We start from the raw sequence: 25,328 nt of genomic DNA on the forward strand, positions 1-25,328 counted from the left end.
ATTTACATTACGCTGGCCTTTTTCGACAATGGAGTCTGCCATGAGTGCAATAACGCCTGCCGATGCCTACCTGGCTGAAGATGCCGAAAGCCCCGAGCTGATTAAAGCGAAAATTATCAGTGAAACGGCGCGTATTAACTGGCCGCAATTACAAAAGTTTTATGCCGCCGGCTCAGTTGTTAGTGTCAGCGCGGCGCACGATTTAGTTACTGTTGCCTATGCCTTTAGTGCCGATAATAAAACGCAGGTAGCAGACTGGTTAGCCAGCGGTGCGGTTGAACGCACTACTGAGCAGCAAGCACAGCAATGGTTTGATAATAATACCGAGTTGTGGGCCGTGGTCATTTCGCCCTGGGTACTGGTGCAGGATAAACCGGCACAGTGTCATTAACCCGGCTAATATAAGGCTTTTCTTTTTATGACAGGGCAAAAAATGGCGACAGTGTTTAAAACGGCGCAACAGTTTAGAACCGTTACCAGTTCAGAAATTACCTTATCGCAGCTGATGCTGCCGACACATTCTAATTTTAGCGGTAAAATTCATGGCGGCCATTTGTTGTCGCTGATGGATCAAATTGCCTTTGCCAGCGCCTCTAAATTCAGTGGCAGTTATTGTGTTACTGCCTCGGTAGACAGGGTTGATTTTTTAAACCCGATTGAAGTAGGCGAGCTCATCACCTTAAAGGCGTCGGTAAACTATGTTGGCAACACGTCGATGATGGTCGGTATTCGGGTAGATGCGCAGAATATTCAAACTGGCGAGGTAAAGCATTGTAATTCTTCTTACTTTACCATGATCGCCAAAGACACCAGTGGCGCCACTATGCCGGTGCCAAGGTTACAATTAACCAATCGCGAGCAAGTAATGCGTTATTTAAAAGCCGCAGAGCGGATCAATGCACGCAAGCAACGCATTGCCGCCGAGCCTTTTGGCGGCGATTTAAACCAGGCGCTGGCTTTGATGGCCAGCGAACACACCGATGTTAATGTCGATATGGCGGGTGTTTAGGTTTAAGGCCTAGTAACCTGCCACCTGGCCATCTTTACGTGACTCAGAGGCGCCAATATACGTACCGTTAACGTGGTCTTTCATAATGGCTTGGTAGCCGCCAAAGCCACCTAAGCCATAGCGAATGTCGTGGCCTTTACCCATTAGTTCGCGCACGGTGCTGTAGGGAATGCCGCGTTCAACTTCAATGTAGCCGCCATTGGTTAAATAAGCGTCCTGGCCATCGGTTGGCTCGGTATTACCCAAGTGTTGCCAACGTGCTGCATCGCCGGCTTCCTGCAGGTTCATACCATAATCCACCATATTGACTAAAATTTGCACATGGCCTTGCGGTTGCATCGCGCCGCCCATAACACCGTAGCTAATCAGTGGCTTGCCGTCTTTAGTAATAAAAGCCGGAATAATAGTATTAAATGGCCGCTTGCCTGGCTGGTACACATTGGCATGGTTTTTATCCATGGAGAACAGCTGGCCGCGGTCTTGAAAGACAAAGCCCAGTCCCGGGACCACTACGCCAGAGCCCATACCACGATAATTGCTTTGAATTAATGACACCATATTGCCGTCTTTGTCGGCGGTGGTCATGTAAATGGTATCGCCTTCATATAAATTGGGGTTACCGGCATCAACCCGGCGGGCGGCTCTGTCACCAATCAGTTTGGCCCGTTCAGCGCCATATTCGGCTGAAATCAGACCCTTTAGCGGTGTTTTATGAAAGTCTTGATCAGCATAAAACTTGGCCCTGTCTTCAAACGCCAGTTTCTTTGCTTCTACCATGGTATGAATACTGGCCGGGCTATTAAACCCCATGGCTTTTAAATCGAAATTTTTCAGAATTTGTAGCATTTGCAGTGCGGCAATACCCTGGCCATTCGGTGGCAGCTCCCACAAGGTGTAGCCCTTGTAGTCAACGCCTGCCGGCTCAACCCAGGTAGAGCGATGGTTGGCAAAATCGGCATAGCGCAGATAGCCGCCGTTATCCCGCATAAAACGGTCGGTTTGCACCGCAATATCACCTTTGTAAAAGGCATCGCGGCCGCCCTTTGCCAGTGCTTTGTAGGTATTGGCTAAGCCCGGGTTTTTAAAGATTTGGCCCTTGGCCGGCGCTTTACCATCAATAGTAAAGGTGCCTTTAAAATCACCAGGTTGCGGGCTTAACAGCGGTACTGAGCGGTTCCAGTAATAGGCAATAAGTTCGGTAACCGGAAAACCTTGTTCGGCATAGTTAATGGCCGGTTGTAAAATGGTGGCCATATCCAACTTGCCAAATTTATTATGTAGCTCAAACCAGCCATCTACTGCACCAGGTACACTAATAGGCAACATGCCATGTGGGGGTAAATCGGTGCGGCCCAGTTTTTTTAGTTCGTTGGCCAGCATGTCATAGCTTAAACTAAGGGGGGAGCGGCCTGAACCGTTTAAGCCATGCAGTTTGGCTGTTTTGGCGTCCCAGACAATGGCGTATAAATCGCCACCAATACCATTACCCGTCGGCTCCATTAAACCCAGCGCCGCATTGGCCGCAATAGCGGCATCAATGGCGTTGCCACCTTGTTTCATCACATCCAGGGCAATTTGGGTGGCTAGCGGATGGCTGGTGGCTGCCATGGCATGCTGGGCAATAACTTCAGACCGGCTGGCAAAATCGTGGCCGGTAACCCGATCATAAGCGGTACTGGCACAGCTTGCCAGCAAAGTGGCGCTGGCGAGCAAACGGAGCGAATAGCGAAATTTCATAATGCGTTACCTTAATTATTGTTAACGCCACGCTAGCGGCTGGCGCAGCAAATTACCAGTCTGTTTCGACCAACGGCGGTTGGTTATCGGTCAGCCGATGGCGGCAAATGGTCTGACAATGCTAATTTTTGTTGCGCCGTTAATACTACAGCCTGTTGTTGCTGATAGCTAAACTGCACCATTACGGTAGTGCCTGTGGCGCATTTAACACCATTTTGCCAGGCTTGTTGCAGCACATCGAACGAACTGCCGCCAATACGGCTAATAAAGGTTTTAATTTCTACCGGCTGGCCATACTGCGTTTGAGCATGGTAGTCGATAGTTACCTTGGCAATAATCAGTGGCCATTGCGTTAAGTTAAGTTCTGGGGTAAAAATGCGGAAAACAGCAGTGCGTGCCCCTTCAAACCACACCGCAAATACGGTGTTATTAATATGCCCTAGGGCATCGGTTTCAGAAAAACGGGGCTGTATTACTTCGCTAAACATAACCAAGGATACTCATGACAGACTTTATTGAGGTGTACGATAATGCGTTAAGCCCGGCGTTTTGCCAACAGCTAATCACACTTTTTGACACTAGCAAGCATCTGGTGCCTGGCCGCACTGGGGCTGGAGTAGACACCAGTAAAAAAATCAGTACTGACTTATATTTAAACCAGCATCCGGAATATCAGGCTGCTTTACAGCAGATTGTTGATGTTACCAGCCATTATGCGGCCAAATACTTTGCCAAGTATCATTTTGCATTAATAGCGCCGGTAGGCTTAACGGTAAGCCACCCAGAAACCGGCCAGCCACTGCCTATTACCCATGAGAATTATGCTGAGTTTGGGGCGCCGAAAGCCAGTGACTTTATGCGCACGTTATACCGCTTAGGGCCGATACAGGCGCAAAAGTATCAGGCGGGAAAGGGTAACTATAACTATTGGCATTGTGAGGTTTATCCGCAGTTGCCACAAAACGAGCCCTTGCACCGTACCTTGTTGTTTATGTTTTATTTAAATGACGTTGACGAGGGAGGCCAAACTGAATTTTACTATCAGGACAAAGCAATTCAACCCAACGCTGGCCGCATGGTCATTGCACCAGCTTACTTTACTCACACCCACCGCGGTTGTACGCCGGTATCAAACGATAAATATATTTTAACCAGCTGGATCTTATTTAATCGCGCCGAGCAATTGTATGGCCCGGCACAAAGTTAATTAACAGGTTGCGGAAGATTACGCGGCTATTGGCATGAAACGCTAACTGTTTTTGGATACCAGATAGGGGCGACAAGATTTACTGCACCACTGGCTAAACCGTTTAAAAAAGTGAGTTCTGTGGTGACGGTTGACCAGTCCCTATCTGCACACTCTTGTTGCAAGTTAACGGGTTCTGATACTTCAAATAATGCTAAAGCAACGTTGTGATGCCACTTTTCAGTTTCACTGTTCACCGCAACATCTGTACCGTTTTTAAAATGGATTGTTGAACACCCAGACGATAGAAGTGCAATAAAAAAAATACAAATTTTCATATAAATTCTCTTAATTTTAGTTTGATCGTCAAATTTTTTAATCACACCATACTTTTACTGTGTGGGGTGCATAGATACCCAGGGTCACTGAAGCTGCAAGCCCGTTTATAAATGTCTGCTGCGTTTGCATTTGTCTTACGGATTTGCTGCCACAGATATTCTTAACATCCACATGCTTTTCCCCGACTAAACCCCAGAGATAAAAATGTTCGGTTTTTTGGTAAGACGGAACTGACGTATCTTTAGGAACTTGTTTGGGTTGAATTGTTACTGTAGAACAGCCTCCGATTAATAATGTTGTTGTGAGAAGGCACGTTATTGTTTTCTTCATTTGTTAGCCTTTTTAATAAAGTTAAATGTTAATTATTTCAAATTTTAGATGTTAATTTAGGCAACGCTTAGCCCACTATAAATTAGCAATCACTATGCGTATAAATTGATTGTGTTTTTACAGGCTGGCGTAACTTACTGGGTATTCTACGAATTTACAACACTATTAGGTGGAGAACGTAGTTAGACTTTTCTGAGTGTCTCGATCTAATACATCTCATAAAGTTAACAAAAAAGCCTCTGAAGTGCAGAGGCTTTTTGTGGTAACCGTCAGCTTAAAAGCTGTAGCTTAGGCCCAGCTCAAATGCGCGCTCTGGCCCGACATAAATACCCTGGCGTAAGCCGGTGATATAGCGTTTGTCGGTCAGGTTTTTCACCGCAGCAAATAGGCGGACATTGTCGGCTAGGTTATATTGTGCGGTTAAATCCAGCACGGTGTAGGAGGGCAGCAAACCACCCCAGATACCGCCGGCCGCATTGGTCGGAATAGCTACGGTGTTGTCGCCATTGCCATATTGCTCACCGCGGTGGTGCGCGCTTAATGCGGCGCTTAATTGCTCCAGCTGGTAGTTCAGCGCTAGGTTAGCAATAATTTTCGGCGCGTAAGGCAAGCGGTTGCCTTGGTTATCGCCACTTTTAAACTCTGAGGTTGGCACCCAGGTAGCATTGCTGTCGATACTAAAACCGCCAGCTAGCTGATAACCCAGCATAAATTCCATGCCGCTATGCTCGGTAGCACCAGCGTTAGATTGCGATAAATTCGGGTCGCTGTTACCAGTTACCACCTGATTGCTAAAATCCATTACAAAGGCAGCAACTTCGTAACGTAGCTGCCCCTGTTTACCGCGCAGGCCCAGCTCAAAATTAGTGGAACGCTCGCCATCCAGTTGCTGATCGGTCAGGCCGTCCAGCGCCACGCCATTTGAAGCTGGCGAGAAAGCACGATACACGCCACCGTATAACTGGGCAGAGTCGCTCAGGTTATAAGTGGCGCCAACTCCGGGTAAAAACTCGGTATTGCTGGTTTTAGCTGTCGCATTGCCATTTGAGAGCACCAGGCGTGTTTGCTCATAGGATTCAACCCGTAAGCCCGGCGTTATAGCAAAGCGGTCATTCAGCTCAAGCCGGCTTTGGGCATAAGCGGCTACACTGTCGGCAGAATCTATCCGGTGCCGGTCATTTAACCCGGTACGATCACTACTGCGCACTGCCCGAATGCGGGTATCGTTGGCTTCTTCTTGCATAAATCGCAGGCCAAATTCACTGTTAGCCAAAAGGCCCAGCAGGTTGTGGTCTACTGTTAAGCGGGTCTCAATGCCTACCCGGTCAAACGAGCGGTTATTACCGGTTAATGCATCGGTATAGACCCAACGCCCGGCATTAGTTGATGCGGCTGTATCAACATTGTAACGCCAATAATCGCGGCTCATTTCGCTCCAGTACAGCAGCGTTTTCAGGGTAGCCTGATTTGAAAGTGTCCACTCGTGGTTAATATCAAAAGCAGTACGGTCGGTTAAAAAGTAATCATCGGGTGCCGGGTTATAGTTGGCACCGGCTTGATAATCTGCCAGAAGTAAGCCGCGATAGGAAATATTGGCATCGTTTTCATAGCGCGATATTTTAAGACCCAGTTTCTGGTTGTTACTAAAAATAACCCCGGCCTTGGCCATCACATCGGTCATCTTATAGTCTTTATCCATAAAACCATCACTGCTGGCATGGGTGGCTACAATGCCGGCAAAGGCATCGCCTGAGGCACTTTTGCCACCGGCTTCAACACTAACTTCCTGCAAATTAAACGAGCCAGCCCGGCCGGTAACAGTAACACCGTCATCCGGGGTTTTGGTCTGGTAATTCACCACGCCGCCAATGGTAGACGGGCCGTAACGTAATGAGGCAGAGCCTTTTAATACTTCAATTTGTTCAACGCGCTGTATGCGTGGGTTAAAGTAACGGTCGTTGCCGACAAATAAACCCGGCGCAACCGGTACCCCGTCTTCCAGCATCAGCGATTTTGACTCGCTGGCCGATAAGCCGCGAATACCAACGTTGGCAACTATGGCGGTTTCTTCTTCACTTTTAATATTAACACCCGGAATACGGCGTAGGATATCTTCGGTAGACAACGGCTGAATTTGTTCAATTTGTTTACGGTTAATCAGCACAACGGTGCCGGTTTGTTCCAATAACACGGGTGTAGCAGAGCCAACTACCCGGATAACTTCCAGTGCCGGCATAATACTTTTTTGCGTTTCGCTAGCGTTTGCGGTGGTGCTGGGTTGCTGAGCAACGGCATTAAGTGATAGGCAAGCCAGCGCGACAGCCAGCGCCACCGGTGATAATGTATTCTGCTGTAATAAGGTACTGCGCATAACAACTCCGTTTAAAATTAGGCAAATTGCAACGGCGTAATTAGAACACGGATGTAAATGCGAATCAATATCATTATTGTATTTGTCTGAGGTGTTACCGCTAATGCCGGTTAACGGTTTTGGCTAACCGGTTTAATCATTTTTAAATGCGGAATATCGTCTTCCAGATAAGGCTCACTGGCGCTTTTAAAGCCTGATTCCTGATAAAACTGCTGTAAATAGCACTGGGCAGAGATGTGTATGTCACTTTTTGGCCAGTATTGTTCAGTGACATCCAGCGTTCTGTCCATTAACACCCGGCCAAGGCCTAGCCTGCGGGCTGTTTGTGATACACAAACCCGGCCAATACCCGGAAAACCTTCAAAGCTAACGCCGGGTGCCAGTACCCTTGAATAGGCAATAACTTTGTCACCTTTTTTAAGGATAACGTGACGGGTTTGCGGATGCAGATCCTTATCATCAAGCTCTGGATAGGGGCAATTTTGCTCTACTACAAACACGTCTACCCTTAACTGTAATAACGAATATAAGGTCAATGTGTCCAGTTCGGCAAAGGTTTGTACTTGCCATTGCATAAGCTTGGTTCCCTGTAGTTTCGTTAGTTTGACATTAATGCTGTTGCGGAACTATATCAGAGGCAACCGTTGTTTCGCCAGTGGCACACGCGGCGTAAGCTTACTTAAACACGCGATAATTATCATAAAAATGCTATTTTATTGTAACTAAACTGACATCAAACCACGCTGTAATGACAGGGCCTAATTATTCGCCTTTTTGTGGAGTAGAAAAATGTCAGACAAAAATAACCACGTTAGCATCGATAACTCGGGTTTGGACCCACAAACCAACTTTTCACTTAACCCTACTTTTGCCGCTATTGTCGATAGCCGCATGGCGCGACGTAATTTCTTAAAGGGTAGCGTTGGTGCTGCTGTTGTAGCTTTTATTGGCGGTTCACTGGTGGGTTGTAGCAGCAGTGATGACGGTGAGCTAGCTGCCCTTATCCCGCCACCCGTTGCAGGCACTGCGCCGCTGCTGGGTTTTGCGGCGGTAGCTACCGGCCGCACCGATGGTATTGTGGTGCCCGCAGGCTATACTGCTCGCGCTTTTTTACCCTGGGGTACGCCATTAACCGGCAGTTATCCGGCTTTTTTAGCTGATGCCAGTAATAGCGGTGGCGAACAAGAGCAGCAGGTTGGCATGCACCATGATGGCATGCATTTTTTCCCAATTGATGCCCGCAGCAGTGGCGAGAGCTCAACCGAAGGCTTGCTGGTTTTTAATCACGAGTATATCGACAATAATCTGGTGCATACCAATGGTATTACTACCGTACCGCGTATTGCCGATGAAGCACGTAAAGAGATAGCGGCACACGGTGTATCCGTTGCGCATATTCAGCAGCAAGCCGATGGTAGCTGGGCGCTGGTAAACAATAGTCCGTTTAATCGGCGTATTACCGGTGCCACGCCAATGGAATTGGCTGGTCCGGTGCGCGGCAGTGCCAAAGTAGTGACTAAATATAGCCCTGATGGCAGCCGCACCCGGGGTACCTTAAATAACTGTGGTAATGGTTTTACCCCCTGGGGCACCTACTTAACCTGTGAGGAAAATTGGGCCGGTTATTTTGTTAATACCGACGCCGCACAACCGCGGGAGCACAGCCGTTATGGCGTATCCAGCAATAATGGTCGGTACTTATGGGAAACGGCTACACCCGCAGCTGATCAGTACCAGCGCTTTAATGCCAGCACCGTGGGCGCCGATGCCAGCGCTGACTACCGAAATGAACCCAATACCTTTGGCTGGATAGTCGAGATTGACCCATTTAACCCCGACAGCGTGCCACAAAAGCGCACTGCCTTGGGCCGCTTTGGCCACGAAGGTATTATTTTTGGCAAACTGGAAGAAGGCCAACCACTGGTGTTGTACTCTGGTGACGATTCGCGCTTTGAATATATTTATAAATTTGTCTCAAGTGCGCCTTACTTTAAAACCACTGCCGGCGGCCACCTGTTAAACGATGGCATCTTATACGTTGCTCGCTTTAATGATGATGGCAGCGGCGACTGGTTACCATTAGATATCAACAATACTGACTTTGCGGCCAAAGTGGCTGCAGCAGGCGTTACCTTTGAGGATCAGGCAGATGTATTGCTAAATACCCGGTTAGCGGCTGATGCCTTGGGTGCGACCAAGATGGATCGTGCAGAGTGGGGCGCAGTGCATCCCGACACCGGTGAAGTGTATTTTACCCTAACCAATAACAGCCGCCGCACCGAAGAGCAAATTGATGCTGCTAATCCGCGTGCCCGTAATGTTACTGGTCATATTATTCGTTGGAACGAGCGACAGAACCAAAGTGCCACTGCCTTCGACTGGGATATTTTTCTGTTAGCGGGTGATGTGGGTACTGTCACGCCAAATACTGATTTAACCCTGACGACTGACAATCATCTGGCCAGCCCGGATGGTCTGTGGTTTGATAAAAATGGTTTATTGTGGATCCAAACCGACATGAGCGGTAGTCAGCAAGGTGAAGGGCCTTATGGCAATAACCAAATGTTAGTAGCCGATCCGGTTACCCGCCAAATTAAACGTTTTCTGGTGGGGCCGACCGATTGTGAAGTCACTGGCATTAGTGCCACACCTGATATGAAAACGCTGTTTGTGAATATTCAGCACCCTGGTGATCGCTCTAAGCCTAATAACTTCACCAGTAACTGGCCAGATGGCGGCAACAGCCGGCCACGCTCGGCTACCGTTATTGTTACGAAAGATGATGGTGGTGTTATCGGTAGTTAAGTTAACACCATAATTCGCTAACTGGCGTGTCTGGGCTGAATCTGTGGGCAATTTGTGCTTGCAGTAATTCCGCACTGGCAATAGCGTCGGTTACAGCGTGGTGTGGCTGGTACGGCGGCAGGTTATATCGATTACGGCTGGCATCCAGCCGAATTGACACGTGCTGGCGTCGTCGTACTTTATCCCACCAGTTTAGTGGCTTAGCCCGGTGCAGCCGGGCTTCCAGTTCTAAGGTGTCTATTAACGGAAACAGCATTCCTTCACCCAGACGGGCTGTAATAGCAGCATTAAAGAATGGCCGCTCTATTTGTCGATAATGCACCACTGCTACCTTACCCGCGAGCAGCGCCAACAGTTCGGGTAGTATACTGTTTAGGTCGGGCGCATTACTAATTTCTGAGTGGGTTATCCGGTGTACCGTTACAGAAGCGTCGCTTAACTGAAAGCGTGGTTTTAACAGCCATTGCCGCGCTTTGGAGCTAGCAATATATTGCAGATTAAACGGCACCAAACCAATGCTGACAATGCCATTATCGGTGGGATTAAAACCGGTAGTTTCAAAGTCGATAGCCACCAGCGGAACCTGACTGATCGGGGTATGGCCTGCTAGCATGCCTTTAGCATAAAACTGTTGCAATAACGGCTGTTTCAGCTGTGCCGCTTGCTGCAAATAGTATTGCTGCCAGTTTGTACTTATGGCGTTATCTTCAGTTTTTTTGGCTTTTTGCGGCCCCAGATAAAGCATGTTTTACCTCAGGCTTTAAAATGAAACTTTAGGAACTTCTGGGCATTACTGAGCACCTGAAAGGCTTCTTTTAAATGTTTGCGCTCAAATTCGGATAGCTGCTCGGGCAGCACATTATTGTCCGGTTCCAGCCCTTGTTGCAGTGCCGCGGCCTGATGACGAATGCGGGTCATGGCAATGACTTCAAAGGCATCGCGTAAGTCTTCAGCGCGGCCTTTTGGCAGCACGGCGGCATCGGTAATATCTTTTAGGCGATTAAACGAGTTGCTGGCTTCAGATCCAATGGCCAACGCGTGAATACGTATCAAGTCAACAAAAGGCGCGGTGCCGCGGCGTTTTATGTTTAAACTATTATTATGTTTGCCGTCTTGTTCCATTACAAAGTCTTTAAAAAAGCCCAGCGGCGGGGTGCGGCTTAGCGCATTGCGGGTCATGCTGGCTAAAAACAGCGGTTTGCGCCTGGCTGTGCTGCTAACCAGTTGCTGCAGTTGCTCAGCCCATTGGGTTTGCCCCCAGACACCATCAATATCAAAAAAAATCGAGCTGTGCAGTAACCTTTCTGCCGTTGGCTGCTCTATCCAACTTCTAAAATACTGCTGCCATACGGTTAATGGCTGGCGCCATTCGGGATTAGTCGCCATTATCTTGCCGGTGCAATAAGTGTAACCGCAGGCGGCTAGTCCGTCAGAAACAAATTGCGCCAGTTGCTGAAAGTAGCTGTCGTGCAGGGCTGGTTCAAAGCGGTTATCTAAGATCAGCGCATTGTCCTGATCCGTTAGAATAAGCTGCTCATCGCGGGCCATCGAACCTAAAGCCAAAAAACAATAGGGTACCGGTGGTGGTCCCAGTGCCGTCTCTGCCAGTTCCAGTAAGCGTTGTTTAACACTGCGGCCAATTGCCGCCATGGCACTGCCAATCATTTGCGAGTTGGCATCTTCGTTTACCATCCGCACAAAACAGGCTTGCACATCAGTTGTGAGTGCCTGCAACTCAGCAACCGTTTGTTGGCGAAAAATCCGGCTAACAACAAATAAGCTATGTTGTGACTCGTAGCGAATAATATCGGAAATAGCGATAACCCCAACGGGATGACGCTGTTTTAATACCGGTAAGTGATGCAAGTTGTAACGCAGCATCAACGTCATAGCTTCAAAAATATATTGTTGTTGGTCAATAGTTATCGGGTCTGGCGACATAATATCAATAACCGGCGTTTCTGATTTCAGGCCTGGTGCAACCAGCCGTGCCCGTATATCTTTGTCGGTAATAATACCGGCCAGGGTACCGTTAAGCGCAGGCTCGCTAGCGTGGTGTAATATCAGTAACGATGAGACATTTTGTTCGGTCATTAGCTCGGCCGCTTGCCAGACAGTGGCGTTGCTACCGATGCTAACTGGTTCGCGATTTAGTAAAGAGCTGACGGTACTACTTAATAAATTAGACTGAGCTTGGCGCGCGGCTTTGGTTGTTTTGCGTCGTTCACTGTCACCGACTTCAACGTAATCAGCAAAAAACTCGTTGTCATCAAACAGCTGCTGAAATACTTCCCCCGGAATAAAGTAAATCAGGGTATCTTCCAGTGCAGTAGCCGGAAAACGTACCTTAGCGCCACGCAATAAGCCTTGCTCGCCAAAGATACCGCCTTCACTCAGTCGGTTGTACAAATCACCATTACGACGAAAGGTTTCTACTGCGCCGCTACGGATCAGGTGCAAGGCATGTAACGGGTCGTTAAAGCGTAAAATAGTAGTGCCGGCTTTAAAGTAACCAATATCAATACTCAGTGCTACCTGATGCAGTTGCTCAGCTGGCAGTTCCTGAAACGGTGAATGCCGCTGCAAGAATGCCAGTATTTCAATTTGCTCTATTTCCATTGACGGGTCCGGCTACGTGCCACGAGGTTCAGACATCAGCCCTTTTACCACGGCCACGCAAGAAGCTAACAATACTATGGTAAAGGGGAAGCCAGTTGATACCGCCATTGCCTGCAATGCCACTAAGCCACCGCCCAAAATGAGTGCTATAGCGACTAAGCCTTCGAAGGTGCACCAGAATACCCGCTGCGGTGTGGGCGCATTAACTTTACCCCCCGCGGCAATGGTATCAATCACTAATGAGCCAGAGTCAGACGAGGTAACAAAGAACACCACTACCAGAATAATTGCCAGAAACGAGGTAATACCGGCCAGTGGTAAGGCGTCAAGCATAGTAAATAATTGTAACGGTAAGGCGGCTTCTGCCGCTGCCATGTAGCCATCTTGCACCACCTGACTAATAGCGGTACCGCCAAATACGGTCATCCACAATACACAGGCCAGCGATGGAATAAGTAATACTGAAATTAAAAACTCCCGCACCGTACGGCCGCGCGACACCCGGGCGATAAACATACCGACAAAAGGCGACCAGCTGATCCACCAGGCCCAGTAAAAGGCGGTCCAGCCTTGGGAAAAGTTTGCGTCTTCCCGGCCAAAGGGGTTGGCTAACGCCGGTAAATGCTGAAAATACGCGCCTAAATTAGCAAAAAAACCGGTTAAAATGGCCACAGTGGGGCCAACAATAATCACAAAAAGTAGCAACACAGCGGCCAGGGTCATGTTAATTTCTGATAGCCGTTTTACGCCGGCTTCCAGGCCAGCCAGAACCGACAACAGGGCAATCATAGTAATGCCGATCACCAGTAATATCTGGGTAGTTACCCCTTCTGGCCAGTTAAACAGATAATGTAAACCGGCGCTGGCTTGCGATGCGCCCAAGCCAAGCGAGGTCGCCAGGCCGAATAGGGTGGCGAGCACCGCCAGAATATCAATAATATGCCCGGGCCAACCCCATATCCGCTCACCGAGTAGCGGATAAAATACCGAACGAATGGTTAATGGCAGGCCTTTATTAAAGGAAAACAGCGCTAAACCCAGCGCCAAAATGGCATAAATTGCCCAAGGATGTAGCGCCCAGTGATAAATAGTGGCTGCCATACCCAGCCGCTCAGCCGCCAGTGCATCGCCAGCAGCACCCGCTAAAGGCGCCCAGTCGGTGCGCACACCATCTACCACAGTGGTACCGGCAAAGGCACTGTTAAAATGTGACAGCGGTTCCGATACGCCGTAAAACATCAGGCCAATGCCCATACCCGCAGCAAAAAGCATCGAAAACCAGCCAATATAACTAAAGTCGGGCGTCGCTTCTGTGCCACCCAGCCGAACTTTACCCAGCGGTGACACAATTAACACTAAACATAATAAAACAAAAATGTTGGCCGCACTGATAAAAAACCAGTCAAGATTGCTGGTAAGCCAGCCGCGCATGTCACCGAACAGCGGTGCGGCCTGTTCACGAAAAATAAGCGTTAGCAGCACAAAGACGATGATGGCCAGGCCAGAAATAACAAACACCCGGTTATGAATATCCAGACCAAAGGGGCCAACCTTAATTACGATGTTATCCTGCCCTATCTGGTAATCGGTATCGATGGGATTAACTTTGCCATCCGGGATCATCGGATCCTTTTCAGTTGTCATTATTATATCCTTCAGGTTAATGTGCCCGGCAGCAGAGCACTGATATTGGCCTTAAAAGGCGCTAATGCCGTTAAAAGTAATAGCCAATATTAATATTAAAGCGACGCTCGGTTTCAGTGCTGTCACCACTGGCACTGCCGCCAACAAAGGGTTGGTTTTTAGCGTGCACCAGATCAAAATAAGTAAAAAAACCGCCGGCAGCAACCGAAACGCCGGTCACATTCATCATGGTATCGCGGCTGTTGTCTGACTTGTCGTACACCAGTCCGTAGTTGTTATAAAACTGCAAGCCAGTAACCGGGCCCCATTCGACTGGCAGGCTGTAAGCAAGGTTAACCGTAGCCGAGGTTGCTTGGGCGGCAATAGAGTCATAGAACGCATAGGCGCCAACAGCCATCCGTTCTACGCCATCAATATCATACTGATACTCACTGTATTGCAGTTGCAGATTCCAATTATGGAAATAACTATTGCTGTGTAGCGCCCAGGCGTTGTAGTTACCGGCCTTGGTCTGGCCATTATGCAGGCTACCGGCCAGTGCCGAGATACCCAGTTCGGTTTTCAGCTCGCCTTGCGTAAGATGATAGCCAAAGCGGCCACTAAAGGTATTATATTCGCCCAAGGGTTGCGCCGGATCGTCAAAAACGCCGTCGCCATCAAGCCGTGCGCCAACAATATCATAGGAATAACGATCAGCCCGGCTTCCTACGTAACCATCGACACCACCAAGTTCGTCATTTTTAAAAAAAGCTAAGTCGAGTTGCCAGTTATCACTGAGCTGGCGTTTAAATAAAATACCCAGGTCGTAATCATCTTCCAGTCCCAGATAATAATTGGTACTAAAAAAGTAATTATGAGAGTTGTAAGGCCAGTTCCCAAACGGCACCTGAGTAATGCCGGCTTGTACTTGCCAGTCTTCGCTAAACTGATAGCCAACGTAAGCGTATTTAACCGCGGTCATATAATCAAAAAAGCGAATTTCAGCATTAAGTAATACATCGCCGATGCTGCCATGTAAATTAAGCCGGAAAATATCAAAATCGAAATCGCCGCCGCGGTTTTTATTGCCATCACTGTAAGAGGTATGGCTGTAGTTGGTTCGAATAGCACCGCCAACAGTAATGCCGTCTTTACTGGCATTTTCTACCTGCTCGGCAGCTCGTATGGTGCTTAACTGAGCCTGTTGTGCCGTTAGTTCGGCTTGTTCTTGTTCTTGCTGCGCTAAACGCGTCTCTAGTGCAGAAATTTGTGCTTTTAATTGACTAAGCTGCTGTTTTATTTCAGAAGTATCAGATGAGGTGTTAGACGGTGTTGCGGCATAGCTTGCTGGTAAAGCGAGACACCCAGCAGCAGCAATCAAGGCGATTCTGCAGTGGCTTTTCATAAGCGAACCTTAATAATTAGCGGATTTATAATTTACGCAATAGCTTACAGGATAGCAAAGATCGCCAATATCACCAAATTAGGGGGGTGGTGAATAATTACTTGAATCAGCTTTTAGAATAACCCTGCTGATAAGTAGCGGTCACCACGGTCACAAACAATAGCAACAATAACGGCATCATCCAGCTGCTCTGCCAGTGTTATGGCGGCATGCACGGAACCGCCGGAACTTACCCCGGCAAAGATACCTTCTTCTTTTGCCAGTTGCCGCATAGCATCGATTGCTTGTTGCTGGCTAATGTCGATGATCTGATCAACCCGGTCTTTTTCAAAGAAGCCGGGTAAATAAGCTTCAGGCCAGCGCCGGATCCCTGGAATGCTGGCACCTTCTGCCGGTTGCAGGCCAATAATTTGGATAGCTGGATTTTGCTCTTTCAAATAACGTGATACCCCCATAATGGTACCTGTGGTGCCCATGCTGGAGATAAAATGGCTGATTTTACCGTTGGTTTGCTGCCACAGTTCCGGCCCGGTACTGGCGTAATGTGCCGCCGGATTATCAACGTTATTAAACTGATCTAACACGATACCCTGGCCGGCAGTTTGCATTTTTAAGGCCAAATCACGTGCACCTTCCATACCTTGCTCTTTGCTTACCTCAATCAGTTCGGCGCCATAGGCACGCATACTGGCCTTGCGCTCTTCGGTAGCATTGGCAGGCATAATCAGTGTCATGGCATAGCCTTTAATGGCCGCGGCCATGGCTAAAGCAATGCCGGTATTACCACTGGTGGCTTCAATAATCCGATCGCCCGGTTTAATGTCGCCACGTTGTTCAGCCTGCACTATCATGTTAAGTGCTGGCCGGTCTTTTACTGAGCCTGCCGGATTATTCCCTTCCAGCTTACACAGCACTACGCTGTTGGTATGGCTCGCCATTCGCTGCAAGCGCACTAAAGGCGTGTTGCCAACATAGTTGGCTATTGTTGGGAATGACATACGCAGTTACCGCTAAATTAAAAATATAATGGCGCCAAGTGTAGCCCAAAGCAGCCGCACTGTTAATGCTTAAACACCGGGCAATAAGTTACTACAGCAATTTAGTTGCAGCCACTATTGGCTAAGCCTGAGTAAATTATCGCAAATTATCGCGGCGGCCATGCCAACATTGAGCGATTCTGCGCCACCAAAGGCCGGGATGGTAATTTTATGGTTAATATGCTGGCCCACTGCTGCGCTGATACCATTGGCTTCATTCCCCAGCACGATATAGCCGCCGGCCTTAGCCAGTTTCAGTTGATGCACATTGTCGCCGCCAAGATAGGCACCATACACTGGCGCACGGGTAGTGGTTAATAGCTCTGCTAATGGCAAATAATGTAACTGTACCCGCAAGAACGAGCCTTTAGCGGCTGCAATTACCTTGGGGTTAAAGCAATCGGCAGTATCGGGTGAGCAGAGAATATGGGTAATACCATACCAGTCGGCAATGCGAATAATACTGCCCAAATTACCTGGGTCATTAATATTATCCAGCACTAGAGTCCACTGGCAGCTGTTGCTGCTAAACAGTGGCCATTGCGGCATTTCAACCACGGCCAGCGCGGCATCATTGCTACTAAAGGTGCCCACTTTAACCAGTTCAGTAGCACTACAGGCTTGTACCAGTTGCACGGAGTGTTCGGCCGCTTGTAGCGCCGCCTGCTGCTGCTGCAAAAAGTTATCGGTGGCAAACAGGGCCGGTATATTCCAGCCAGACGCCAGTACTTCTAATACCGCTTTTTCGCCCTCAACAAAAAATTGCTGTTCGAACTTGCGATATTTTTTCAGGTGCAGCGATTTAATAAGCTTAGTCCATTTAGTACTAATCATACGGCTGGCAATAGTTGATGAATAATAGGACTATTTTAACCAGACTTTGTCGTGCTGTCTGATTTTATCCACAACAAATTACCGGGGTGCCCTTGACTGTGTAGTGCATCGTCACCAAATAAGTTACAGCAGGCGGAAACATTTAGGCGTTTGTGGGGTCAATAAGCACAACAGATCCCGCTAAAGGGTTGAAAAACAGGAGTACCATATGCAAATTCAAATTAACAGTGACCGTAATATTCAGGCTGACGAGCGGCTGGCAGAGTTTGTTACTACTGCGCTGCAAAGTAAGTTAAGCCGTTTTGCCGACCATATTACCCGGGTTGAAGTGCATTTAAGCGATGAAAATGGTAGTACCAAGCATGATGGGAATGACAAGCGTTGTTTGCTTGAAGCCAGGCTGGAAGGAGTAGATCCGGTAACTGTAACGGAACATGCCGCCACGGTGGGGCAGGCGGTATCAGGTGCAGCCGATAAATTGCAGCGTAAGCTTGGCTCTATAATTGGCAAATTGCGAGATAAACAAACCCGTGCTGGCAGCCCTGATTTTAGTGAACCTGTTGTAGCTGAACCTGAAGCAGTGGAGTCCCAGCAGTTATAAACAGCTTAAAAGTAAAAGGTTAGAACAAAACAGCGGCGCCTCAGGCGCCGTTGTTTGTTGGGGATGACCAAGTCGCTTATACTTCACTTAATCAGCCCGGGTATAGACTTTTTTGCCGTTTACCCAGGTTTGCTCAGTTTGAACCTGCCATAACTGGCTGGGGTCGACATTGAAAATATCCTGATCGACCAGAATAAAATCGGCCCAGCTTCCCGGTGCTAGCGTGCCCAGTGTATCTTCCTGAAAAGCGCCATAGGCGGCGTCAACGGTAAATGAGCGCAAGGCTTCTGTTAAGCTTAAACGCTGCTCAGGTAACCAGCCACCGGATGGTTGATTTTGCTGATCTTGCCGGGTAACAGAGGCATGCAGGCCATGAAACGGATTGGCCAGTTCTACCGGAAAGTCGGAACCGCCCACAATAATGCTGCCCTGGTCAATAAAGCTGCGCCAGGCATAAGCACCACGTAGGCGCGCCACGCCCAGCCGATCGCCAGCCATGTTTTTATCTGAAGTAGCATGTACAGCCTGCATCGATGGCAACACATTCAGCGTTTTAAAACGAGGAATATCGTTTGGCGCGACTATTTGGGCATGTTCAATGCGGTGGCGTCCGGCTAAGCGCTGCTCATTGTTGGCCAATAGTTCAAAGCGATCTAATACCAAGCGGTTAGCCCGGTCGCCGATGGCATGCACATTAGCCTGAAAACCAGCATCGATAGTTAATTTCATTATTTGGCTCAGCGCATCTGGTTGGGTAACCAGTAAACCGGTCTGGCCTGGCTGATCACTGTAATCGGCCAGTAAGGCAGCACCGCGGCTACCAAGCGCGCCATCACCGTATATTTTCACTGAGCGAATATCTAGCCAATCTTCTGGATCGTTAACAATACCTTGCTGCAGCCAACGGCCCAGTTCAGGATCCTTGGCCGATAACATGGCATACAGCCGCAGCGGTAACTGATTATTATCGGCCAGTTGCTGGTAAATATCGGCCAGTGCGGTGTCTACCCCGGCATCATGCATACTGGTAATGCCCAGTGCTAACAAGTGCGTAAAGGCGAGCTGCAGAGCCGCCAATTTATCGTCAGGGCTGGGGGCTGGAATGCGGCGCTGTACTAGCTGCATCGCGTTGTCAATTAACACCCCGGTTGGGTTGCCTTGCGCGTCACGGATAATTTCACCACCCGGCGGGTCAAGCGTTTCTTTACTGATCCCCGCTGCAGCCAGCGCTTTACTGTTAGCCCAGCCGGCATGCGCGTCTACCCGCACCAGCCAAACTGGCCGGTTGGCAACGGCTTCGTCCAGCAAGTTTTTGCTGGGAAAAGCCTTATTATCCCACAATACCTGGTTCCAGCCGCGGCCAATAACCCACGCCGCTTGCGGCTGGCTAGCCGCAAAACGGGCTACTTCGGCAACCGATGCTTGTTCGCTGTTTATACCGCGCAAGTCGGCCTGATTTAAATACTCCCCTAAGCTCAGCATATGGCCATGGCCGTCAATCAGACCAGGTAACAGGGTTTTAGCTGCACCGTCCAGCCGTCGCGCATCAGGGTATTGCGCCAGCAATGCTTTGTCACCGCGGGCCAGTACTTTGCCATTGGCATTATCAAACGCCAACACCGAAAATGCGACCAGCTCGCGTTCAGCGTTAAAGCCATAGCCTTTAATATTATGCAGCAATACCGGTTCGGCGGTAGCTGCTGTGCTTGCCAATAAACCTGACGTAAGCAGGCTGGCCAGCAGAGTGAATTTAAAATGTTTCATCGAAAACCTTTAATGTTGTCAATAAGCTGGCAATTACTATAGCAGCAATATTAGCCGGTTTATATCGGTCGCGCCTGCTACCCTGTACACTGCGATAAATACCGGTGTTAATACAATTCCTGCGAAATGCGCAATAAAGTGCGTGACGGTATACTTAATGTGTATTCTTAGTGAAGTTTTGCCATAATGGCTTTTTTATCTTGCTGGCTCGGTCAGCTCTAAAGTACAAGTGTAGTAAATGATATTGAATTATTATCAGCAATTACGGCAACAACTACCGCCAATTCATCAGCGCATGATTGTGTTGTGTTTCTCGCTATTAGCAATACTGCTTGTCTGGCCGCAGCCGCGCAGCACGAATTTAAATTTATCATCATTGTTGTTTGCTGAAGGGGTGATGCTAAGCCACCGGCAAAACTACCTGCTTATTGAAGATGGCTGGCTGACCCGCTGGCAGCAATGGCTGCAGCCAGAGCCTGTTGAAAACCCCTACCTGAAAACTTATGCTATTACCTCGGGTGATAGCTTAAGCCGGATTTTTCAGCAGTTTGGTTTTGGTTACAGTGTGGTACAACGCATTATGGCGGCTGATGAGTCGTTGCTGGCGTTAGATGTTTTACAGCCGGGAAATCGGCTGACGTTGCAGTTAGATGAGCAACTGCAACTGCATAGCATGGAGTTATATATTCATGCCGGTAAGCGAATAGTGTATTTACGAGATGAAAGTGGTGACTTTAGCTATCAGGAATTACTGGACGATGGCCATTGGCAAAGTACTATATTGCAAGGTGAGATCAATGGTAGTTTTTATCTGTCGGCAAAACAAGCCGGGCTGACCGATTTTGATATCGCCAGTATTAACCAACTGTTCCGGGAGCGGCTGAATTTTCAACGGGATATTCAAGCTGGAGCCGCATTACAGGTGATGCGTAGCAATAATTTTGTTGGTGAGACGAGTACCGGTTTAAGCCGGATTGAAGGGGTGCGTATTTTAAACCGACGGCAGACGTTCAGCGCTTTTTTGCATAGCGATGGCCAGTTTTATGATGAAAAAGGGGACAGTCTGGAGCGCGCGTTTTCCCGCTACCCACTGCAGCGGCGGTTCGAGGTAAGCTCGGCTTTTAATCCGCGACGGTTGCATCCAATAACACAGCGGGTATCACCGCATAACGGAACTGATTTCCGAACACCAACCGGCACCCCGGTATTGGCGCCGGCTGACGGGGTAGTTACCCGGATTGAAAATCATCCTTTTGCCGGTAAATACATCGAAATACAGCACTTTGGTAGCATTAAAACCCGCTATTTACACTTAGATCGTTTTTTAGTAAAACGTGGCCAACGGATAACCCGGGGCCAGCGTATTGCATTATCTGGCAATACCGGCCGCTCTACCGGGCCACATCTACATTACGAATTGCATATTAATAACCGGCCAGTTAATCCGATTACAGCAAATATTCCGCTAGCCCGGCCGGTGCCTGATGATAGCAAAACTGCCTTTGCCGACAAAGTTAAACTTATGACAGAGCACATGCAGCAACCTAGCACTGTTAGTGCAGTCACTAACCCAGCCCAATTAAAGGTTGCTGGTGCACTGAGTAGGAATTAACTACCGTACCAAGCTATACTAAGTTAATTCGGTAAGCTCTTACGCTACTACCAACTCCAGTCGCTGTTATTGATAAGACTGCATATATGGCTGCCGTTCTGCAGCCATATATGCAGTCGAGGGACGAAAAGTGACTCTTAAGAGAAATTTTGTATTAACGGTCAGCGTACTACTTAACTGCTTAATGCCCAGCATAGCGCAAGATCGTGAGCCAAACGCCATTAGCTCAATTAATTGGGTGATTAACACAGCGCCACCATTTCATATCTTAACTGGCCCGCTTTCCGGGCAGGGAATTTGTGATGTCCTTATCGATGTAGTCGATGCCCACTTACCTGAGCTGTCAACTAACAGATTTGTGCTACCACAAACACGAATACGCCAGCAGTTTCAACGCGAAGTAGACCAATGCTTTCCATGCATGATTTATCGACCAGTACCTGGCGAAACGATTCAAAGCGATCCAACCCACTTTTATTATCCGCATGGCATTATTACTACCAAAGAAAAATCGTTGGCAATGCAAGCGCGGCATGGTAATCCGGTTCGCCTTGCAAGTTTAATTACCGACCGGAGTTTTCGTTTCGGCTATCCCGATGGCCGGCATTATCCCGCGGTACAAAGTATCTTAGATAAAGCGGTGCAAAGTGATATTACCCGGGTAGCGCACACAGGTGAGAATGCTACGGTAGCCATTTTATCTATGATTAAAATGGAGCGAATTGATTTCACCCTTGATTACCAAATTCTGCACAATTTTGATGTAGCCGAAAATGACGCTACCAATTTGGTATTTTTGGACATTGCAGAAACGCAAGGTCAGCATGTTTTAGGTGCTATTGGCTGTACCAATACCGAATGGGGAAGAGCAGTAGTGCAACAAATCAACCGTGTGCTACCCGAGATTCGCCAAGACCCAGAGTTTTTAAGAGTACTTGGGCTATGGTTTAATGATGATTCAGCGTCTGGTCCATATCGTGAGTTATTACGCGAGCGTGTGTGGAAGGCTAAAGAATAAGCCAATGCAGCGTCTAGTTTATAAGCGCCGTCACCACCTTAGCGTGTCAGCTGTTACGCGTGAGTCTGGCCGGGTTAAGCAGTTCTTGTAGTTTCTCTTTGCTTAAATCAGTTTGTTCTAACGCAACTTCCAGCACGGGGCGTTGTTCTTTGTAGGCCTGCTTGGCAATTTCGGCTGCCTTTTCATAGCCAATTACTGGATTTAATGCGGTAACCAGAATAGGGTTTTTATCCAGCGACTGCGCAATATTGGGCTTATTAACTTTAAATTCGCTAATGGCTTTATCGGCCAGTTCGGTACAACCGTTGCTCAGTAATTCAATGCTTTGCAACAGGTTATAACCAATAACCGGCAGCATAACATTCAGCTCAAAGTTACCCGACTGGCCGGCAACGGTAATCGTGGTGTCATTACCGATGACCTGTGCACACAACATGGCGACGGCTTCCGGGATCACCGGGTTTACTTTGCCCGGCATAATGGATGAGCCAGGTTGTAGTGCCGGTAGTTCAATTTCAGCCAGGCCAGCCAGTGGCCCGGAATTCATCCAGCGCAAGTCGTTGCTTATTTTCATTAGCGCCACTGCCAGTGTTTTTAAGGCACCAGAGCACGCCACCGCTAAGTCTTGAGAGCTAATATTAAAGAAAAAATCATTGCTGGCGCTTAGGTCAAGCCCAACATTACTACTGAGTTGGCTGGCAAAACGGCTGGCAAATTGCGGGTGAGTATTTACGCCGGTACCTACTGCGGTGCCGCCCTGAGCTAACTGTTGCAGGCGGAGTAGTTGCTGTTGCAACAATTGCTCGGCATGGGCCAGCTGGCTTTGCCAACCGCCTAATACCTGGTCAAAGCGCACGGGCATAGCGTCCATTAAATGGGTGCGGCCGGTTTTTACAATATCACCCACTTGCTGACTTTTAAGCACCAATACTGCCTGAATATGTCGCAGTGCCGGTATTAACTGGTGGTGGATGGCCAAAGCACTACTCAGTTGAATGGCGGTTGGCATAACATCGTTGCTGCTTTGGCCGGCATTAACGTGATCATTGGGGTGAACTGGTTGGCCTAGTTGTTTACTGGCCAGGGTGGCCAGCACCTCATTGACATTCATATTGCTGCTGGTGCCGGAGCCGGTTTGAAACACATCAATAGGGTAGTGCTGCATATCAGTATCGTTCAGTTGTTGTTCGGCAGCGTCGATGATGGCTTTGGCAATGGCCGTGTCTAATACGCCCAGTTCGCTGTTGGCGACGGCAGCGGCTTTTTTAATTTGCAGTATCGCCTGAATAAAAGCCCGCGGCAGGGTAAGCGGGCTTAGCTTAAAATTATTAATGGCGCGCTGAGTTTGTGCCTGATATAGCGCCTTGGCAGGCACCTGCAGTTCGCCCATGCTATCGTGTTCAGTTCGGGTTGCCATTGCTGGCTCCTTTATTTGTGGCTGAGCTTATAGCATGGGATCCTTTTTGGTGCTTCTCAAGGCCAAAGGCCGATAACTTAGTATTTCGCCGGCTCACCCTCTTTCGGTAGGGCGTTTAAAATAAACTGGCGTAAATCGTCATTCGACTTTTTCAAGTCTTCGGCGCGTAAATACATCATATGGCCGCTGCGATAGCCCTTAAAGCTCATGCGGTGTTTCATTTTACCGCTCGGGTCCAACTGCCACATATTGTATTTTGCATCAAAGTAATTGGTGGCGCCGTCATAATAGCCAGACTGGGTTAGCACCTGCAGGTAGGGGTTCTGTGCCATGGCCTGACGCAGGTTTTCGCCGGTATTGTCGTTGCTTCTGTCCCATGGGTGCACCGGGCCAAACATGTTGTATTTAATGTCCGTTTTATAGTTTAGCTCAGTGCGCAGGTAATGGTTAATGGCCGGCGTGAACGAGTGTAACCAGGACGTCAGTTCGGCGTTGTAATCTGGCTTGTCGCCCACGTCGTTTTTATCCAGGCCCAAATAGCGTGAGTCTAGCCGGCCAACGGTTAGGCCGCGGTCGCGCAGCAGTTCTTTCCAGAAGTAATTGGTGCTGATGTCCAGGTTGCTGCGCAGCACATTTTGCACGCTAATGCCAGAATAACGGCTCACCTGCTCGGCAATGGCTTGTTTTTCGTTATCGCTAATCATATTGCCTTTAGCCAGCGCCGGCAGATACTGATTCAGGGTAAAGGCTTCTACTTCAGGCAATATGTCGTATAAATCTTTTTGCTGTAAATCGGTAGCCAGCGCCTTGTGATACCAGGCAGTGGCAGTAAAGTAGGGTAAGCGGTTCGCCATTTTTACCGGGCCATTGCGCTCTATGCCAATATCGGTAGGTGACACCAGTACCACGCCATTTAAGTACATCCATTGCTGGTTTTGCAATGCCAGTGCCAGGCCAGCGACCCGCGTAGTACCGTAGCTTTCACCAATTAAAAACTTGGGTGAGCTCCAGCGCTCATAACGGCTAACAAAACTATTAATCCACTCGGCCAGGTAGGTAACATCGGCGTTGGTGCCAAAAAACATTTTTTGCTGCTGCTCTTTACTGGGCATTTTGCCATCTTTGTCTGGTAGTACCCGCGAATAACCGGTATTAACCGGGTTTACAAATACAATATCGGCAACATCTAATACCGAGTGCGGGTTACTTTTAACGCCATATGGCTGAATGGGATAGCCTTCATCATCAACGTTTAGCGATTTTGGGCCGGTATAAGCCACATGCATCCATACCGACGCCGAGCCGGGGCCACCGTTAAATGAAATAAGCAATGGTCGCCGAGCGGTATCTTTTATATCGGTGCGCTGGTAATAGGTGTAAAACAGCGTGGCGGTAGGGTTACCCTCGCTGTCCCATACCGGCTGGGTACCTGTGTGGGCCTTGTAATTAACCCGTTTACCGTTTATGTCAGTACGATGCTCAGTGATGACCACGTTATCGGCGTCAATTTGAATTTGCTCGGCGGCCAGCTGCCAGCTGGCACTTAGCAGGGCGGCGACTAAACCGCTAATTTTAATAAAACGAAGCATAAAAAGCGCTCTTGGTTGCTATAGTTACTTGT

At 48.5% G+C, this 25,328-nt stretch carries 22 protein-coding genes; 7 read left to right on the top strand and 15 right to left on the bottom strand.

Annotated features, from left to right (window positions below; genetic code table 11):
• The first annotated feature begins 40 nt into the window (after window positions 1-40).
• Together VT06_RS01890 and VT06_RS01895 are read left to right on the top strand one after the other, a co-directional pair.
• Complete coding sequence (locus tag VT06_RS01890; protein ID WP_046552572.1) at window positions 41-391, top strand: DUF2288 domain-containing protein; 351 nt, start codon at window positions 41-43, stop codon at window positions 389-391.
• 42 nt (window positions 392-433) lie between these two features.
• Window positions 434-1,009, top strand: coding sequence for an acyl-CoA thioesterase (locus tag VT06_RS01895; protein ID WP_046552743.1), 576 nt, complete (start codon window positions 434-436; stop codon window positions 1,007-1,009).
• Window positions 1,010-1,018: 9 nt separating this feature from the next.
• Here the strand turns inward: VT06_RS01895 and ggt are convergent, their stop codons facing one another.
• Both ggt and VT06_RS01905 read right to left on the bottom strand, forming a co-directional pair.
• Complete coding sequence (gene ggt / locus VT06_RS01900; RefSeq protein ID WP_046552573.1) at window positions 1,019-2,746, bottom strand: gamma-glutamyltransferase; 1,728 nt, start codon at window positions 2,744-2,746, stop codon at window positions 1,019-1,021.
• An 83-nt stretch (window positions 2,747-2,829) separates the two neighbouring features.
• The gene (locus VT06_RS01905; protein WP_046552574.1) at window positions 2,830-3,234 is read right to left on the bottom strand and encodes a thioesterase family protein; all 405 of its coding nucleotides are present in this window, start codon (window positions 3,232-3,234) and stop codon (window positions 2,830-2,832) included.
• Between the two features lie 14 nt (window positions 3,235-3,248).
• Between VT06_RS01905 and VT06_RS01910 the strand changes: the two genes are divergently transcribed.
• Complete coding sequence (locus tag VT06_RS01910) at window positions 3,249-3,953, top strand: 2OG-Fe(II) oxygenase (protein ID WP_046552575.1); 705 nt, start codon at window positions 3,249-3,251, stop codon at window positions 3,951-3,953.
• Between the two features lie 26 nt (window positions 3,954-3,979).
• Here VT06_RS01910 and VT06_RS01915 read toward each other — a convergent pair whose 3' ends face one another.
• The 4 genes from VT06_RS01915 to VT06_RS01930 form a co-directional block, all read right to left on the bottom strand.
• Window positions 3,980-4,270, bottom strand: a complete 291-nt coding sequence (locus tag VT06_RS01915) for a Bor/Iss family lipoprotein (RefSeq protein ID WP_046552744.1) — start codon at window positions 4,268-4,270, stop codon at window positions 3,980-3,982.
• A gap of 37 nt (window positions 4,271-4,307) precedes the next feature.
• Window positions 4,308-4,601, bottom strand: a complete 294-nt coding sequence (locus VT06_RS01920) for a Bor family protein (protein WP_046552576.1) — start codon at window positions 4,599-4,601, stop codon at window positions 4,308-4,310.
• Between the two features lie 274 nt (window positions 4,602-4,875).
• Window positions 4,876-6,972 carry a TonB-dependent siderophore receptor gene (locus tag VT06_RS01925; protein ID WP_046552577.1) on the bottom strand — a complete coding sequence of 699 codons (2,097 nt, stop codon included), beginning with the start codon at window positions 6,970-6,972 and terminating at the stop codon, window positions 4,876-4,878.
• Window positions 6,973-7,082: 110 nt separating this feature from the next.
• Window positions 7,083-7,547 carry a GNAT family N-acetyltransferase gene (locus VT06_RS01930; protein WP_046552578.1) on the bottom strand — a complete coding sequence of 155 codons (465 nt, stop codon included), beginning with the start codon at window positions 7,545-7,547 and terminating at the stop codon, window positions 7,083-7,085.
• A 214-nt stretch (window positions 7,548-7,761) separates the two neighbouring features.
• Here VT06_RS01930 and VT06_RS01935 point away from each other — a divergent pair, with 214 nt between their 5' ends.
• The gene (locus VT06_RS01935; RefSeq protein WP_046552579.1) at window positions 7,762-9,777 is read left to right on the top strand and encodes a PhoX family phosphatase; all 2,016 of its coding nucleotides are present in this window, start codon (window positions 7,762-7,764) and stop codon (window positions 9,775-9,777) included.
• Between the two features lies 1 nt (window position 9,778).
• On the opposite strand, the gene VT06_RS01940 is transcribed toward VT06_RS01935, so the two are convergent.
• The 6 genes from VT06_RS01940 to VT06_RS01965 all read right to left on the bottom strand — a co-directional run bounded on the left by VT06_RS01940 (window position 9,779) and on the right by VT06_RS01965 (window position 17,295).
• Window positions 9,779-10,522 carry a 3'-5' exonuclease gene (locus tag VT06_RS01940; RefSeq protein WP_046552580.1) on the bottom strand — a complete coding sequence of 248 codons (744 nt, stop codon included), beginning with the start codon at window positions 10,520-10,522 and terminating at the stop codon, window positions 9,779-9,781.
• Window positions 10,523-10,530: 8 nt separating this feature from the next.
• Window positions 10,531-12,396 carry a putative nucleotidyltransferase substrate binding domain-containing protein gene (locus tag VT06_RS01945; RefSeq protein WP_046552581.1) on the bottom strand — a complete coding sequence of 622 codons (1,866 nt, stop codon included), beginning with the start codon at window positions 12,394-12,396 and terminating at the stop codon, window positions 10,531-10,533.
• Window positions 12,397-12,408: 12 nt separating this feature from the next.
• Complete coding sequence (locus VT06_RS01950) at window positions 12,409-14,040, bottom strand: BCCT family transporter (RefSeq protein WP_046552582.1); 1,632 nt, start codon at window positions 14,038-14,040, stop codon at window positions 12,409-12,411.
• Window positions 14,041-14,110: 70 nt separating this feature from the next.
• Complete coding sequence (locus VT06_RS01955; protein ID WP_046552583.1) at window positions 14,111-15,424, bottom strand: porin; 1,314 nt, start codon at window positions 15,422-15,424, stop codon at window positions 14,111-14,113.
• Between the two features lie 113 nt (window positions 15,425-15,537).
• Entirely contained in the window at window positions 15,538-16,422 is an 885-nt protein-coding gene (gene cysM / locus VT06_RS01960) for a cysteine synthase CysM (RefSeq protein ID WP_046552584.1), read from the bottom strand.
• A 114-nt stretch (window positions 16,423-16,536) separates the two neighbouring features.
• Entirely contained in the window at window positions 16,537-17,295 is a 759-nt protein-coding gene (locus VT06_RS01965; RefSeq protein ID WP_046552585.1) for an RNA methyltransferase, read from the bottom strand.
• A gap of 208 nt (window positions 17,296-17,503) precedes the next feature.
• On the opposite strand from VT06_RS01965, the gene VT06_RS01970 reads away from it, so the two are divergent.
• On the top strand, window positions 17,504-17,896 hold the full coding sequence (locus tag VT06_RS01970) for an HPF/RaiA family ribosome-associated protein (protein WP_046552586.1): 393 nt from the start codon (window positions 17,504-17,506) through the stop codon (window positions 17,894-17,896).
• An 87-nt stretch (window positions 17,897-17,983) separates the two neighbouring features.
• Here VT06_RS01970 and VT06_RS01975 read toward each other — a convergent pair whose 3' ends face one another.
• Entirely contained in the window at window positions 17,984-19,660 is a 1,677-nt protein-coding gene (locus VT06_RS01975; protein WP_046552587.1) for an amidohydrolase, read from the bottom strand.
• A 238-nt stretch (window positions 19,661-19,898) separates the two neighbouring features.
• Between VT06_RS01975 and VT06_RS01980 the strand changes: the two genes are divergently transcribed.
• Window positions 19,899-21,272: a peptidoglycan DD-metalloendopeptidase family protein gene (locus VT06_RS01980; protein WP_046552588.1), complete on the top strand. Its 1,374-nt coding sequence runs from the start codon at window positions 19,899-19,901 to the stop codon at window positions 21,270-21,272.
• A 130-nt stretch (window positions 21,273-21,402) separates the two neighbouring features.
• Window positions 21,403-22,290: an ABC transporter substrate-binding protein gene (locus VT06_RS01985; RefSeq protein ID WP_152658964.1), complete on the top strand. Its 888-nt coding sequence runs from the start codon at window positions 21,403-21,405 to the stop codon at window positions 22,288-22,290.
• 46 nt (window positions 22,291-22,336) lie between these two features.
• On the opposite strand, the gene VT06_RS01990 is transcribed toward VT06_RS01985, so the two are convergent.
• Both VT06_RS01990 and VT06_RS01995 read right to left on the bottom strand, forming a co-directional pair.
• Window positions 22,337-23,707 carry an aspartate ammonia-lyase gene (locus VT06_RS01990; protein WP_046552590.1) on the bottom strand — a complete coding sequence of 457 codons (1,371 nt, stop codon included), beginning with the start codon at window positions 23,705-23,707 and terminating at the stop codon, window positions 22,337-22,339.
• Between the two features lie 77 nt (window positions 23,708-23,784).
• Window positions 23,785-25,296: a S10 family peptidase gene (locus VT06_RS01995; RefSeq protein ID WP_152658965.1), complete on the bottom strand. Its 1,512-nt coding sequence runs from the start codon at window positions 25,294-25,296 to the stop codon at window positions 23,785-23,787.
• Window positions 25,297-25,328: the final 32 nt, after the last annotated feature.

The organism is Arsukibacterium sp. MJ3, from assembly GCF_000987765.1.
Taxonomy (GTDB): Bacteria; Pseudomonadota; Gammaproteobacteria; order Enterobacterales; family Alteromonadaceae; genus Alishewanella.